A 14513-nucleotide genomic window follows, 5' to 3' on the forward strand; every position below is an offset into this window, starting at 1 on the left:
GTTTTAAATTTGCCTTGTTTTTCAGATTAAAGAAAAATTAACATCATAACATGAAAAATTTTGAAATTTCTGTTTTAGATCTTGCACCGGTAAAGCAAGGTAAAAGCATTCATGATACTTTTCAGGACAGCTTATCACTAGCTAATCACGCTGAAAATTTAAATTATAAAAGATTCTGGCTGGCGGAACACCACAATATGGAAAGTATTGCCAGTTCAGCAACCTCTGTTTTAATTGGTTTCATTGCCAATGGAACGAAAACAATCAGAGTAGGTTCAGGAGGAATTATGCTTCCTAACCACAGTTCTCTGATCATTGCAGAACAATTTGGTACTCTGGAATCTCTGTTTCCGGGAAGGATTGACCTTGGATTAGGAAGAGCTCCGGGAACAGATGGCTTGACAGCACAGGCTTTGGGAAGGAATCCAGCCATCATCAATGAACAGTTTCCAAGACAGATCCTCGAACTTCAAAGATATTTTTCAAAAGAAAATTCAGAGGCGATGGTTCGTGCCATTCCGGGAGAAGGATTGGATATTCCACTATATATTCTGGGGTCAAGTACAGACAGTGCATGGCTGGCTGCAGAACTAGGGCTGCCTTATGCATTTGCGGGACATTTTGCACCTGAGCAGATGGAAATGGCTTTTAAAATATACAGAGAACATTTCGAACCGTCAAAATATCTGGATAAACCTTATATCATTGCGTGTGTAAATGGGGTAGCGGCTGAAACTTCTGAGGAAGCTCATAAAATTTCCACCACTTTATTCCAGGCATTCATCAATATTGTAAGAAACGACAGAAAACCTTTTGCTCCACCCGTGGATGATATGGATGAAATCTGGTCGCCAATGGAAAAATCTATGGTTTTACAGAAACTGAGATATACTTTTATCGGAGATAAGGCTGAAGTTCAGGAAAAGCTTAAAGATTTCCAGGAAAGATTCCAGGTGGATGAACTGATGATCAATTCACATATCTACGATCATCAGAAAAGATTGAGATCTTACGAGATTTTCAGAGAGGCTGCAGACTCTTTATCCAAAGCGTAATAAACCATACATATTTAATTGGCAGATGCTTATTTTTATGAGTATCTTTGCACAAATAAAAAGTAAAAATGTCCGATATTAAATTAAATACTATTCCAGAGGCTATCGAAGACCTTAGAAATGGTAAAATAATCATAGTAGTAGATGATGAAGACAGAGAAAATGAAGGTGATTTTCTTTGCGCGGCAGAACTGACAACGCCGGAAATTATCAATTTTATGGCTCTTCACGGAAGAGGGCTGATCTGTATGCCGCTTCCTGAAAAAAGATGTGATGAGCTTGGACTTGAAGTGATGGTAAGCAGAAGCAGCGATCCTAAGGAGACTGCTTTCACCGTATCAGTTGACCTTCTGGGTAACGGAACATCTACCGGAATTTCTGCAAGTGACAGAGCAAAAACAATTTTAGCATTGATGGATGAAAAATCCAAGCCTACAGATTTTATGAGACCTGGCCACATTTTCCCGCTTCGTGCAAGAAAAGGAGGAGTATTGAAAAGAGCCGGACATACTGAAGCGGCCATCGATCTTACGAATTTAGCAGGATTGAAAGAAGGAGGTGTGATCTGCGAGATCATGAATGAAGATGGTACAATGTCACGTCTGCCTGAACTTCATGCTTTTGCTCAAAAACATGATATGAAGATCGTTTCTATTGAAGATCTTATCCACTATCAGCTTAAAAAAGGAAATCTGGTAGAAAGACTTGAAGAGAAAAAAGTAAAAACGCACTACGGTGATTTTGATTTTTATGCTTTCAGAGAAACTTCCAATGACCAGATCCACTTTGCATTGACAAAAGGAGCTTGGACGGTAGATGAGCCTGTTTTGGTAAGAGTACAGTCTTCAGATTCTTATTTTGATGTATTGACCAGATTGAACAACGGTGAAAAACCATTGTTGGAAAAGGTCACAGGTATGGTGAATGAAGCTGGAAAAGGAGCTATTATTTTTATCAACAACGTTTCCAACTCTGAAAATACATTGAGAAAGCTTCAACAGTTCCTGAACTATCAGGATGGTCAGGAGCAGCATCCTACATTAGCGTACAATTACAGAGATTATGGAATCGGAACGCAGATCTTAAAGAATTTAGGAATCAACAAGTTTAAAGTAATCACTCAAAATCCTAATATCAAACCTCAGGTTGGAGGATATGATGTAGAGGTTACGGAGATGGTACAACTATAAAAAATGAATGGTCAATAGTGAATTGTTTTCACATTAATTGACTGTTTGTAATACAAAATTATAAGGTTTAGGATTTTTCTAAACCTTTTTTTATTTTTAAACCATGACTGAGTCTTTAAAAAAACACATCCGGGGATATATTGATATTTCAGACGAAAAGCTGGATAAATACTGCAGTGCCTTTAGTCTTCAGAAAATAAAGAGAAAAGAATTCCTTTTAAAAGAAGGAGAGATTTGTGAATTTGAAGGATTTGTGGTGAGTGGTTGCTTTAAAGTTTTTCATACCCATCATAATGCTGCCGAACAGATATTGTATTTCGGAATTGAAAACTGGTGGATCTCCGATATTGATAGTTTTGTAAACCGTATTCCTTCAAAACTCAATATTCAGGCGCTGGAGGATAGTGAGATTCTTCTTATTCCCCAAAAGGAAAAAGAGAAATTGTATACTGAAATGCCGGAGATTGAAAGATTAATGAGACTTAAGTTTCAAAAGTCGATTATAGCATTACAGCGTAGAATTATTAATAATCTAAGCAAGCCTTCAGATGAACGTTATGTTGAATTTTTAAAAGATTATCCACAGACAGCCAACCGGCTTACCAATATTCAGATTGCTGCCTATCTGGGAGTAACCCCGGAATTTATAAGCAGAATCCGAAAGAAAATTGTCAGTAAAAGCTGATGACTGAAAATTAAAAAGTCCCAAAAGTCTATCTGTAAATACTTTTGGGACTTTTTTATGTATAATGATCTTATTTTTTAGGCTAATGCAATTCCGTCAAAGTTTCGGAAACCATTCAGAAAATCTTTTACCAACATTCTTTTTTTACCTTCCAACTGAAGCTCCAGCGGATAATAGATTCCGTCCTGAGTATAGATTTTAAATTCATTCTTAGAAATATCAAGACTTCCAGCTGGTTTTCCGTGATCAGAAAGTTCAAATTTACCCCCGAATATTTTTAATCCCTTTTCTTCGTTGTCAATCTTTAAAGTGGTGAAAGCTGCAGGATAAGGCGACATTCCCAGAATAAACTGATGAATGGTTTTTGAAGGCTGTTCCCAATTGATCCTCGTATCTTCCTTGAAAATTTTATAAGCATTTTTAGGATGTTCTACATGGGGCTGAGGTTTCTCTTCAATAGCATTTTCGGCAAGACCATCCAATGTCTTAACCACAAGGCCTGAGCCCATTTCCATGAGTCGGTCATGAAGGCTTCCGGCATTTTCATCCGGTAAAATTTCCATTTCCTGCTGAAGAAGAATATTTCCTTCGTCAATTTTTTCATTAATAAAGAAAGTAGTTGCTCCGGTCTTTTCTTCTCCGTTGATTACAGCATAATTGATGGGTGCAGCACCTCTGTAATCAGGAAGTAATGAAGCATGAAGATTGAAAGTTCCCATTTTAGGCATCTCAAAAAGCACTTTAGGCATCATCCTGAAGGCAACGACTACAAAAACATCAGCATCCAGTTTCCTAAGTTCTTCCAGGAATTCAGGGTTTCTCAACTTTTCCGGCTGAAAAACAGGAATATTATTTTCTTCAGCATAGATTTTTACCGGTGACTGGTGAATTTTCTGTCCGCGTCCGCTTGCCTTATCAGCTACAGTTACAACACCTACTACCTGATGGTGAGATTGGTGGATGGCCTCCAAAGAGGTTTTTGCAAACTCAGGAGTTCCTAAAAAAACAACTTTCAATGATTTCATACTGCAAAGATAAGTTTTTGATCTGAGAGTCGGAAAATATCAGGGTTTGAAGGTAGGAGAGTTTTAGAGTGTGAGCGTTTGAGATTTAGGCAGGTTGAGGGTCATAATATTCATCAATCATTATTCATTATTCATTACTCATGATTCAGCGCATACGTTCTGAAATTCAGCATTCTTACCTTTCCTGAATCCAAAAGAAAAATCAGATTCTCCAGTATATTTTCTTTGGAATGATAGCTGAGCTGGATAGACAGTTCTTCAATGGTAGCCGACTTTTTAGCTAATAAATTAATGATCTGCTGAGAAATATTTTTTCCAAAGATGGATTGCTTATTTTTTTCACAGACAGAACACTGGCCACAGTTTCTGGAATTTTTTTCACCAAAGTAAGCAAGAATTAGTTTCATTTTGCAGTAGTCGTTATTTTCTACGTAAAACTTCATCTCTTCCCATTTTTGGATTTTATTCCTCTGAATATGTTCAAATAATTTCCAGTAAGTGCTGTTCACAGCTCTTTCATCACGAGGTTTCAGGAATTTGATACTGGCTAATGCCCCATCGATATATTCAAGATAATTCTTTTGCTGAAGTTCTTTCAACCGTTCTTTGATCAAAGGAACACTGATATTGATTTTGTTGCTTATCTGTTGTTCACTGAACATTACTTTGTGGGTGGTAATTCCTGATATATTACGGAAAAGAAGCTCTATAAAATAGGCATCTTTTTGAGGAAGCTGTTCCAGCTCATCAGCTTTGATAAAAAGCTCAAGTGAAGACAGACTTTTGTAATCGTTGTAGTAGACAATTTCCTGGTTGTGGAGAAAATTGAGTACATTGTTGATCTTTGCTTTCGACAGTTTTGTGAAATTCTGTATACCAAGATTATTCAGCTGAAATGTTTTTTCCGGAAGTTCAAACTCTGCTACCTGAAAAATAGAATAGAGGTAACTAATGATCTTCAAAAACTCAGCTTTGTTGGGTGTCTGATTTTTTAGAACCTGATCAAAATTCAATAATTCCTGTTTGTTCCAAAGCATGAAGGCAAAACTGTCTTTTCCATCTCTTCCGGCTCTTCCGATCTCCTGATAATAGTTTTCCAGAGACGCAGCAGGGGAATAGTGAATCACAAAACGAACATTGTCTTTGTCTATACCCATTCCAAAGGCATTGGTAGAAATAAGAACATGGTTGTCGCTATTATTCCAAAGGTTTTGTCTTGCATTTTTTTCCTTGGTTGTGAGACCTGCATGGAAATAATCTACATTTTTCAGTTGATTTTTCTTCAGGAATTCTGCCAGCAATTCTGCTTCTTTTCTTGTTCTTACATATACAATTCCGGAGTCATTGCTGTATTTTAAAATATCAAAAACACGTTGGAATTTATCAGATACTTCATCGGTGAAAATTTTAATATTCTCTCTCTTGAAACTTTTTTGAAAAACAAAAGGATTTTTCAGTTCCAGTTTACTTTTGATCTCTTCAAGAACTTTTGGAGTCGCTGTTGCAGTCAAAGCAAGACAGGGAATTTCAGGATTATTACTTCTGAATCCTTTTATATTCTGATAACTGGGCCTGAAATCCTGACCCCATTCTGAAATACAGTGAGCTTCATCCACAGCAATGAAGGATAGTTGAATTTCCTCCATGTTTTGAATAAACTGACTATTGGTAAGTCTTTCAGGAGAAACATAGAGTAGTTTGGTAATTCCTTCTTTACAACGGTCATAAACTGCTTCCGCATCATATTCATCAAGTTCTGAGGAAAGATATTCTGCTTCTATACCGCGGGCTTTAAGCTGATTAACCTGGTCTTTCATCAATGCCAGCAAAGGAGAAACAACAAGGCAGGTTCCTTCTTTCAATAGGGCTGGTAATTGATAGCATAAAGACTTTCCTGCTCCTGTAGGTAAGAGAACTAGGGTATCTTTTTCATTAATAACAGCATTGATAATTTCTTCCTGAGAATCTCTGAAGTCGGTATAACCCCAGAAATACTTAAGAGTATCATATTTTAGCTTTTGAAAATCCTGCGGAGAAATCATGTTGTAAAAATAAGGAAAGAATTAGGACAAAAAAGTCACGCAGGGCGTGACTTTCATATAATATATCAATATGTTTATTATTTAGCTTCGAAGTATACTCTTCTGTTGGCTCTGTTTTTCCATTCAGGGCACTTCGTTGCTGGTTCACACTCAGGGTATTTAAGGTCTTTTTCACCTTTTCCTATTGCCTGTAGTTTACCTGTTTGAACACCGTTTTTGATCAGATAGTTCTTAACGTTGTTTGCTCTTCTTTCTGATAGTTTTTGGTTGTAAGCATCAGTACCTCTTGTATCAGTAGCTCCAATTACATTATAAGAACCAGTTGAAGAATTGATGTAGTTTACAGCATTATTTAAGATTGGAGTATTTGATGGCAAAATTCTGTCAGAATTTAAATCAAACTCAATTCCCTCCAACTTAGTTTCTGTTTCTACTACAGGTCCTGTTGTAGCTACAGGACATCCGTTGTTTTCAACAGGTCCGGGAACTGTTACACACTTATCGTAAAGGTCAATTACACCGTCTAAGTCTGTATCAAGCGCAACTCCGGCACCATCCACTCTTGCTCCTGCAGGAGTATCAAGCTGTCTGTCCCAATCGTCACATACCCCGTCGTTATCAGCATCACCTTTTTTACATACTTCAATATCCTGGTTTTTATTAGCCAGTACATCAAGCTTATAATAGATTTCCTGAAGTGGGTCATGCCACATTAAGTGAGACTCATGTTTTCCAAGTTTTACAGAAAGACCTAAGGTAGCATTGAAGAAGTTGTCAGAAACCTGCTCAGAACGCTTGTTGATAGCGCTGTAAGCATCACCGCCTCCGTCAAATTCATCATCACCTGTTACCACATACATTAATCTACCTTCAATGTCGATTCTTCTGTTTACTTTAAACTTCAGACCTGTACCAGCCTGGAAGAACAGAGAACCTAATTGGAAAGGTTTGATTTCAGTCATTAATGTCTGTTTGTTACTTCCGTCTTTCTGGTATGCTCTGTAGGCAATAGTACCAATACCAGCATATCCATGAAGTGCCCATCTGTAAGGGGAGTGGTTGTCCACTCTTCTTAACAGATTCGAGAAGTTAATGTCTCCTAATAGAGAGATTGCGTCATACTGAGTTCTTGCTCCTACTGCTGATGCATCGGGTGCAGCATTTTTAGTATTGAACCATCCTTGTCTGGTTTCACCTCTGTCATATTGTAAATTGATCCCAAAAGCATGAGTAATGGCTTTATCAATACTTACGTAGGCTGAATATCCAAAAAGGTTTTTACCGTTACCATTTTTGATAGAGGTTAAATCCGCAGACTGAAGAAGTGGAACACCCACCCCGGCAGAAATAGACCAATCATTAAATCTTTTAGATTGATTGGTGAATGGGGAAACATTAGCAGATCCCGAAGAAAATGTATTAGGATACTCTCCTTTTGAAACTGCCGTTGAGTCTTGTGCATAAGTGGCAGAAGGAATTGCCAAAGCTAATGCAACAATTGCTAAACTTAATTTCATAGTGTTATTTTTTTAAGTTAAGTTATTTTAAATGATTTTTTTACGCTAAAAAGTGATTTTGTATTAATTTTTTTCAAAACAAACTTACTGATTACTAATGTATTTCACACAGTTGTCCTGAAAATAATGATAAAGGTATGTAAAAAAATCGTAGTAGAAAAAAATAAACCGAAAAGAGCAATTCTTTTCGGTTTAAGAAGTATTTGAAATTTATTTCTTCTTTTTCTTAGCAGGAACTTTTTTTACTGCTTTTTTTACAGGAGCATCTTCATAGTCTTTCTTTTTGATAGAATCCCATTCCGAACTTTCTATAAATCTTACAGTAACTTTTCTGTCCGCCATTCTTTCAGCATCTGAAGCTGATGCCGGGATCGTTGCTTCTGCAGAACCAACTCCTCTAGATTTTAGTACATTTTCATTAATGCCTCTGTTTTCAAGAGCTCCTACTACAGCAGCTGCTCTTTCTTTAGACAGTCTAAGATTGTAGGCTGCATTTCCTTTGATATCTGTATGTCCGGTCAACAAGTAATTACCTCCGTTTTCTTTAATAATTGAAGCTGCCAGATCCAATTTTTCGTTAGATTCAGGTCTGATGGTAGCTTTATTAAAGTTGAAATAAATATCCTTAAGGGTTTTCTCTACTTCTACAGCAGTTTCCTTATGATCTTTAACGATAGGGCATCCGTTGTTTTCAACAGGTCCTGGAACTGTTACACACTTATCGTAAAGGTCAATTACACCGTCTAAGTCTGTATCAAGCGCAACTCCGGCACCATCCACTCTTGCTCCTGCAGGAGTATCAAGCTGTCTGTCCCAATCGTCACATACCCCGTCGTTATCAGCATCACCTTTTTTACATACTTCGATATCCTGGTTTTTATTAGCCAATACATCCAGTTTGTAATAGATTTCCTGAAGTGGATCATGCCACATAACGTGAGATTCATGCTTTCCTAATTTGAAAGAAAGACCTAATGTCGCATTGAAGAAGTTGTCAGAAACCTGCTCAGAACGCTTGTTGATAGCGCTGTAAGCATCACCGCCTCCGTCAAATTCATCATCACCTGTTACCACATACATTAATCTACCTTCAATGTCTATTCTTCTGTTTACTTTGAACTTCACACCTGTACCAGCCTGGAAGAACAGAGAACCTAATTGGAAAGGTTTGATTTCAGTCATTAATGTCTGTTTGTTACTACCATCCTTCTGGTATGCTCTGTAGGCAATAGTACCAATACCAGCATATCCGTGAAGTGCCCATCTGTAAGGGGAGTGGTTGTCCACTCTTCTTAACAGGTTTGAGAAGTTAATGTCTCCTAAGAGAGAGATTGCGTCATACTGAGTTCTTGCTCCTACTGCTGATGCATCAGGTGCTGCATTTTTAGTATTGAACCATCCTTGTCTGGTTTCACCTCTGTCATATTGTAAATTGATCCCAAAAGCATGGGTAATCGCTTTATCAATACTTACATAGGCTGAATACCCAAAAAGGTTTTTACCGTTACCATTTTTAATGGAAGTCAAATCTGCTGACTGAAGAAGGGGAACACCTGCTCCTACAGAAATAGACCAATCATTAAATCTTTTAGACTGGTTGGTAAATGGGGTAACATTGGCAGATCCTGAAGAAAATGTATTAGGATATTTTCCATTTGAATCTGCAGTTGAGTCTTGTGCATAAGTAGCAGAAGGAATTGCCAAAGCTAATGCAACAATTGCTAAACTTAATTTCATCGTGTATTATTATTTGATTTCTTTTATTAAAAAAGAAGTTTAAGTTTGTTTTAATTATTTAACAGGACATCCATTGTTTTCAACAGGTCCTGGTACGGTTACACACTTGTCGTAAAGGTCAATAACGCCATCCAGATCCATGTCCAAAGCAACTCCGGCACCGTCTACTCTCGCACCTGCAGGAGTGTCAAGCTGTCTGTCCCAGTCATCACATACTCCATCATTGTCTGCATCTCCTTTTTCGCAAACAACAAGGTCAGTACTTGCGTTTTCAAGAACGCTGGTTCTGTAGTATGCTTCCTGAAGCGGATCATGCCATGCAAGGTGAGATTCGTGTTTTCCTAGTTTGAAAGATACTCCTAAACTTACTGTCCAGGCGTTATCAGATCTTCTGGAATTTAACATGTTGTATTTTGAACCTGGAGTGGAAGGATCATAATCATTAGGATCTGCCCATCCGCCGCCATCGAATTCATCATCACCACTGATAATGTACATGGTTCTTGCCTCAACGTCAATAAGTTTTGAAACATTGTACTTTATTCCCACACCTCCCTGATAGAAGATAGAGTTGATATCAATGTCCTGTTTAATGAATAAAGGAGTTCTTCTTGGAGTATTGCTCCATCTGAATTCGTCGTTATCATGCAATGATGTTCTGAATCCCTGAAGTCCGATACCCATATATCCGTGGAAAGCCCATCTGTATGGAGAGTGGTTATCTACTCTTCTGAATAAGTTCGAGAAGTTGATGTCACCTAATAAAGAGATGTTGTCAAATTGTGTTGTAGCAGTAGCTATTCCTGATTTTACACCTGCAGCACCGGGAAGCTGGGCTGTCTGTTTCGTTTCTCCTCTCATATACATTAGGCTTAGCCCGAATGCATGTGTGATTTGTTTGTCTACACTTATGTACGCATTGTAACCCCAATTGGTCTTATCCTTGCGGATAGATTTTAAATCGGAGTGTACCATAAATGCAGGACCTCCTCCAACAGAAATAGACCAGTCTCTGAAACGTCTGGATTTGTTGTCAAAGGGTTTTACATTAGCGGAACCTGAGGAGAATGTATTAGGGTACTCTGTGGAAGAGTTTACTGTTGTGCCGCTGTTCTGTGCGAAAGCTGCAATTGGCAATGATGTAGCCAATAATAATAAACCTAATTTCATACAATATGTTTTATGTTTTAAATAAAATCTTTCAATAATATTCTGGAAAAATCCCTTTCAAAAAGATGTTTTTTATGAGGGACTTCTAACCTTTCTGATTTAAAATTTAACTCATTATACTTAATGATATCAATGTCTATAATCCTGTCAGTATAACCTCCGGATACTTTTGAATCATTAATTCTTCCCATCTCAACTTCTATATTCTTAATACAATCAAGCAGTTGGATTGGTGAAAGATGAGTGAATATTATTGCTGCAATATTACAAAAAATATTGGAACTGACAAACTCTACAGGGTCAGACATTAAAAATTCGCTGGTTTGTGAAATGTGATTTCCAGCATCATTTATCATCTTTAATGCAAGCTCTACATTTTTTTTTTGCTCTCCTAAGTTACTTCCCAGTAACAAAACGACCTTATGCTGCGACATATTAGAAAATTGATTGATTTATGAGAAGTTTCTTTAAAAATGTTTTGGCAAATATAGTAGCAATTATCATACTTTGCGCTCTATTTTTCATCTTTTTCATTATGATGCTTGTGTTCAGTGCGATGGGGAATGATAAGTCGGTGGCGGTAAAAAAGAACTCCGTTCTTACGATTAATTTAAAGACAAATATAATCGATAGCCCTACTGAAGAAGAGATGGGATTATTCGGCTTGGGTGCTCAAAATAAAAGTATCCTTATATATGACGCACTGGAAGCTATCAATAAAGCAAAAACTGATGACAATATTAAAGGAATCAGTATAGAAACTGATTATTTATCTGCAGGACTTACTCAGATTGATGATCTGAGAAACGCCATTGAAGATTTCAAGAAAAGCGGAAAATTTGTATATGCATACGGAAATGGAGTATCACAGTCTGCTTATTATTTAGGATCTGTTGCTGATCAATATTATCTGCATCCTGCAGGAATGGTAGAATTAAAAGGTCTTTCTACAGAGGTTGCTTTCTTCAAGGATTTTGCTGATAAATACGGGATTGGAATTGAAGTAATTCGTCACGGTAAATTCAAGTCTGCAGTAGAACCTTTTCTAAGAAATGATATTTCTCCTGAAAATAAAGAACAGTTAAGCACTCTCTTGAATGACCTTTGGAAAAACACTTCCAATAAAATGGCTGCTTCAAGAAAAATTGATACTGCTCAGTTCAGAATGATCACAGATAGTTTGTATGGAATGATTCCTGAGCAAAGTTTAAAATATAAACTAGCAGATAAACTGATTCAGAAATCAGAATACGAAGATCTTCTTAAGGCTAAGTTAAGCGTAAAAAATGACGAAAAACTGAACAAGATTTCTTTGACAAGTTATATCAATTCTTATGCGGATGAAGATAAATCCGGCGAAAAGATCGCAGTACTGTATGCTTCAGGATCTATTAATAACGGAGATGAATACAATGATATTCATTCTGAGAAATATGTGAAGTATATTAAAAAACTTCAGGAGGATGATAAAGTGAAAGCGGTTGTTTTCAGAATCAACTCTCCGGGAGGAAGTGCTAATGCTTCAGATGAGATCCTATTTGAGTTACAGCAGCTGAAAAAGAAAAAACCACTGATCGTATCTTTTGGAGACTATGCGGCATCAGGAGGATATTATGTAGCAATGGCTGCAGATAAAATTTATTCAGAGCCTAACACACTTACCGGTTCTATCGGAGTGTTCGGAGTAATGCCTTACTATAAAGATATTGCGGCTAAAAACGGAATCCGTGCAGATATTGTTTCTACCAATGCCAACTCTATGTATTATTCCGGGTTAAACGGAGTGACGCCTTATGGAGTGAATATGATGACAAGAAGTGTAGAAGGTACTTACAAGAGATTTGTTCATTTTGTAACCCAAAACAGAAAGAAAACTTTTGAGCAGATTGACAATGTAGGAGGCGGTAGAGTATGGAGTGGTGTTCGTGCCAAGCAAATAGGATTGGTAGATGAATTGGGTACTTTAACTGATGCTGTGAAATTTGCCGCTCAGAAAGCAGGATTAAAATCTTATCATGTAGAGGCTTTCCCTAAGAGAATGACTCCGTTCGAGCAAATCTTTAAAGACCTGAATGAAGAGGACGTTTCTGCCAGAATTATCAAGAACAAGATTGGTAAATCCAACTATGAAATTCTGCAGCAGATTACAGATAAGAAACTACAATCTGAGGTGAAAATGGAGATGCCATATCAGATTAGAATTAACGACTAACTAAATTTTATATTGTATACAAAAATCCCGGACCTGAAATTTCAGATCCGGGATTTTATTTTTTTATCAGCTTTACTATCAGCTTTTCTTTGTGGCCATTCCGTAAATCCAGAGAATGATTAAAGCTCCTCCGATGGAGAGAATCCAGCTTCTTGGATTCCAGAATGAGGTAACATCTCCCCAGTGTAAAACGTAAACTCCTATAGCTCCTCCTACAAATGCTCCCAGAATTCCAAGGATAATAGTGATTAGCCATCCTCCTCCCTGAGTTCCAGGCATGATCATTTTAGCGATAGCACCTGCAATAAGACCGAATAAGATCCATGTAATAATTCCCATAGTTGCAAATTTTTTATTGTTAATATTTTAAAAATGATTTGTTACTAATATAAGGGAAAACATGATATAAATCATCTTTTCTTGAAGAATGAGTCTACAAATTCCGTACCATTAAAAAGTTGTAAATCCTGCATTTTTTCGCCTACACCGATATACTTCACCGGAATCTGGAACTGATCGGAGATACCGATTACAACGCCTCCTTTGGCTGTTCCATCCAGTTTAGTTACTGCTAAAGCATTTACTTCTGTTGCCGCTGTAAACTGTTTTGCCTGTTCGAAAGCATTCTGTCCTGTAGAACCGTCAAGTACTAATAGAATCTCATGAGGGGCATCAGGAATTACTTTCTGCATTACTCTTTTGATCTTGGAAAGCTCGTTCATCAGGTTGATCTTGTTATGAAGTCTTCCTGCAGTATCAATGATGACAACATCTGCATTTTGAGCTACAGCACTTTGTACTGTATCAAAGGCTACTGAAGCGGGATCTGATCCCATTTCCTGTTTTACAATAGGAACACCCACTCTTTCACTCCAGATAACAAGCTGATCAACGGCAGCAGCTCTAAAGGTATCTGCAGCTCCAAGAACTACTTTTTTACCTTCTGATTTGAACTGATGAGCCAGTTTTCCGATGGTTGTTGTTTTTCCAACTCCATTTACCCCTACGACCATGATGACGTATGGCTTTTTGGAAGTATCGATATTTCCTGTACCGGCATGCGGATTTTCAAGCAATAATCCTGAAATCTCATCACGAAGAATTTTGTCAAGTTCGTTGACGCCTACATATTTATCTCTGGCAACACGTTCTTCAATTCTTTCAATGATCTTGATAGTGGTAGAGGCTCCTACATCGGAAGCAATCAGTACTTCTTCCAGATCATCCAGAACTTCATCATCTACTTTGCTTTTACCGACTACGGCTTTCGTCATTTTTTCAAAGAATCCCTGGCTGGATTTTTCCAATCCTTTATCTAAGGTTTCTTTTTCTTCCTTTTTGAAAATATTTTTAAACCAACTCATAGTTTTAGTTTATTCTTATTTATTTTTAATCACTGCTGTGGCTTCTACTTCTATAAGCACGTCATCTCTGAAAAGCTTGCGCACTTCCACAAGGCTGCTTACGGGAGGGTTTTGAAGGTTGATATGCAAATCCCTTACTTTTCTGAAATCAGGTGTTTTTTTGATGTCTGTGGTATAAATTACCAGTTTGATAATATCTTTTCCTGTACCTCCATATTCTTTCAGGATGTTTTCAATATTTTTGAAAACCTGCTGCGTCTGCTCTTCAATAGTATTTCCCACAAGATTACCTTCAGAGTTCAGAGGAACCTGTCCGGATAATAAAATCATTTTAGAATTTCCACAGTCAATACTTACTGATTGTGATAATCCTTTAATAGTGAAAACTTTTGGCGAACTTTTATATTCTACAGAATTCATTGTTTTCTGACTGAATGAAAATAGAAAAGTTGCTGTACAGGCCAGAACAAGTATCTTTTTCATACTTTACTGATTAATAATCTGGTGAGCAAAGAT

13 protein-coding genes are annotated in these 14513 nt (G+C 37.3%); 4 read left to right on the forward strand and 9 right to left on the reverse strand.

Annotation, left to right across the window (positions count from 1 at the left end; all coding sequences use genetic code 11):
• Window positions 1-50 precede the first annotated feature (50 nt).
• The 3 genes from KBP46_RS19080 to KBP46_RS19090 all read left to right on the forward strand — a co-directional run bounded on the left by KBP46_RS19080 (window position 51) and on the right by KBP46_RS19090 (window position 2930).
• Window positions 51-1055 (forward strand): LLM class flavin-dependent oxidoreductase, encoded by a 1005-nt coding sequence (locus KBP46_RS19080; RefSeq protein ID WP_062676211.1) that lies wholly within the window; start codon window positions 51-53, stop codon window positions 1053-1055.
• A gap of 68 nt (window positions 1056-1123) precedes the next feature.
• Window positions 1124-2245 carry a 3,4-dihydroxy-2-butanone-4-phosphate synthase gene (gene ribB / locus KBP46_RS19085; RefSeq protein WP_120232913.1) on the forward strand — a complete coding sequence of 374 codons (1122 nt, stop codon included), beginning with the start codon at window positions 1124-1126 and terminating at the stop codon, window positions 2243-2245.
• A gap of 103 nt (window positions 2246-2348) precedes the next feature.
• Complete coding sequence (locus tag KBP46_RS19090) at window positions 2349-2930, forward strand: Crp/Fnr family transcriptional regulator (RefSeq protein WP_123279198.1); 582 nt, start codon at window positions 2349-2351, stop codon at window positions 2928-2930.
• Window positions 2931-3007: 77 nt separating this feature from the next.
• Here the strand turns inward: KBP46_RS19090 and fmt are convergent, their stop codons facing one another.
• The 6 genes from fmt to folK all read right to left on the reverse strand — a co-directional run bounded on the left by fmt (window position 3008) and on the right by folK (window position 10855).
• Complete coding sequence (gene fmt / locus KBP46_RS19095; protein WP_123279199.1) at window positions 3008-3955, reverse strand: methionyl-tRNA formyltransferase; 948 nt, start codon at window positions 3953-3955, stop codon at window positions 3008-3010.
• Window positions 3956-4089: 134 nt separating this feature from the next.
• Complete coding sequence (locus KBP46_RS19100) at window positions 4090-5997, reverse strand: ATP-dependent DNA helicase RecQ (protein WP_216443920.1); 1908 nt, start codon at window positions 5995-5997, stop codon at window positions 4090-4092.
• A 77-nt stretch (window positions 5998-6074) separates the two neighbouring features.
• Window positions 6075-7514 (reverse strand): OmpA family protein, encoded by a 1440-nt coding sequence (locus tag KBP46_RS19105; RefSeq protein WP_123279201.1) that lies wholly within the window; start codon window positions 7512-7514, stop codon window positions 6075-6077.
• Between the two features lie 210 nt (window positions 7515-7724).
• Window positions 7725-9251, reverse strand: a complete 1527-nt coding sequence (locus KBP46_RS19110; RefSeq protein WP_062676205.1) for an OmpA family protein — start codon at window positions 9249-9251, stop codon at window positions 7725-7727.
• A 54-nt stretch (window positions 9252-9305) separates the two neighbouring features.
• A complete protein-coding gene (locus KBP46_RS19115; protein ID WP_123279202.1) occupies window positions 9306-10421 on the reverse strand; it encodes an OmpA family protein in 1116 nt (371 codons plus the stop codon).
• Between the two features lie 17 nt (window positions 10422-10438).
• The gene (gene folK / locus KBP46_RS19120) at window positions 10439-10855 is read right to left on the reverse strand and encodes a 2-amino-4-hydroxy-6-hydroxymethyldihydropteridine diphosphokinase (RefSeq protein ID WP_062676203.1); all 417 of its coding nucleotides are present in this window, start codon (window positions 10853-10855) and stop codon (window positions 10439-10441) included.
• A gap of 20 nt (window positions 10856-10875) precedes the next feature.
• Here folK and sppA point away from each other — a divergent pair, with 20 nt between their 5' ends.
• Window positions 10876-12633 carry a signal peptide peptidase SppA gene (gene sppA, locus KBP46_RS19125; RefSeq protein ID WP_062676202.1) on the forward strand — a complete coding sequence of 586 codons (1758 nt, stop codon included), beginning with the start codon at window positions 10876-10878 and terminating at the stop codon, window positions 12631-12633.
• A gap of 78 nt (window positions 12634-12711) precedes the next feature.
• Here the strand turns inward: sppA and KBP46_RS19130 are convergent, their stop codons facing one another.
• From KBP46_RS19130 to KBP46_RS19140, 3 genes are all read right to left on the reverse strand, one after another.
• A complete protein-coding gene (locus KBP46_RS19130; protein WP_034694983.1) occupies window positions 12712-12972 on the reverse strand; it encodes a GlsB/YeaQ/YmgE family stress response membrane protein in 261 nt (86 codons plus the stop codon).
• Window positions 12973-13043: 71 nt separating this feature from the next.
• A complete protein-coding gene (gene ftsY, locus KBP46_RS19135) occupies window positions 13044-13997 on the reverse strand; it encodes a signal recognition particle-docking protein FtsY (RefSeq protein WP_034694984.1) in 954 nt (317 codons plus the stop codon).
• Between the two features lie 15 nt (window positions 13998-14012).
• Window positions 14013-14480, reverse strand: coding sequence for a RidA family protein (locus tag KBP46_RS19140; protein ID WP_216443921.1), 468 nt, complete (start codon window positions 14478-14480; stop codon window positions 14013-14015).
• Window positions 14481-14513: the final 33 nt, after the last annotated feature.

Origin of the sequence: Chryseobacterium sp. PCH239 (assembly GCF_018924625.1) — a bacterium.
GTDB lineage: Bacteria > Bacteroidota > Bacteroidia > Flavobacteriales > Weeksellaceae > Chryseobacterium > Chryseobacterium cucumeris.

Coding starts and splice junctions, on each gene's coding strand:
- KBP46_RS19080 (WP_062676211.1), top strand. CDS start 51: ATGAAAAATTTTGAAATTTCTGTTTTAGATCTTGCACCGGTAAAGCAA.
- ribB (WP_120232913.1), top strand. CDS start 1,124: ATGTCCGATATTAAATTAAATACTATTCCAGAGGCTATCGAAGACCTT.
- KBP46_RS19090 (WP_123279198.1), top strand. CDS start 2,349: ATGACTGAGTCTTTAAAAAAACACATCCGGGGATATATTGATATTTCA.
- fmt (WP_123279199.1), bottom strand. CDS start 3,955: ATGAAATCATTGAAAGTTGTTTTTTTAGGAACTCCTGAGTTTGCAAAA.
- KBP46_RS19100 (WP_216443920.1), bottom strand. CDS start 5,997: ATGATTTCTCCGCAGGATTTTCAAAAGCTAAAATATGATACTCTTAAG.
- KBP46_RS19105 (WP_123279201.1), bottom strand. CDS start 7,514: ATGAAATTAAGTTTAGCAATTGTTGCATTAGCTTTGGCAATTCCTTCT.
- KBP46_RS19110 (WP_062676205.1), bottom strand. CDS start 9,251: ATGAAATTAAGTTTAGCAATTGTTGCATTAGCTTTGGCAATTCCTTCT.
- KBP46_RS19115 (WP_123279202.1), bottom strand. CDS start 10,421: ATGAAATTAGGTTTATTATTATTGGCTACATCATTGCCAATTGCAGCT.
- folK (WP_062676203.1), bottom strand. CDS start 10,855: ATGTCGCAGCATAAGGTCGTTTTGTTACTGGGAAGTAACTTAGGAGAG.
- sppA (WP_062676202.1), top strand. CDS start 10,876: ATGAGAAGTTTCTTTAAAAATGTTTTGGCAAATATAGTAGCAATTATC.
- KBP46_RS19130 (WP_034694983.1), bottom strand. CDS start 12,972: ATGGGAATTATTACATGGATCTTATTCGGTCTTATTGCAGGTGCTATC.
- ftsY (WP_034694984.1), bottom strand. CDS start 13,997: ATGAGTTGGTTTAAAAATATTTTCAAAAAGGAAGAAAAAGAAACCTTA.
- KBP46_RS19140 (WP_216443921.1), bottom strand. CDS start 14,480: ATGAAAAAGATACTTGTTCTGGCCTGTACAGCAACTTTTCTATTTTCA.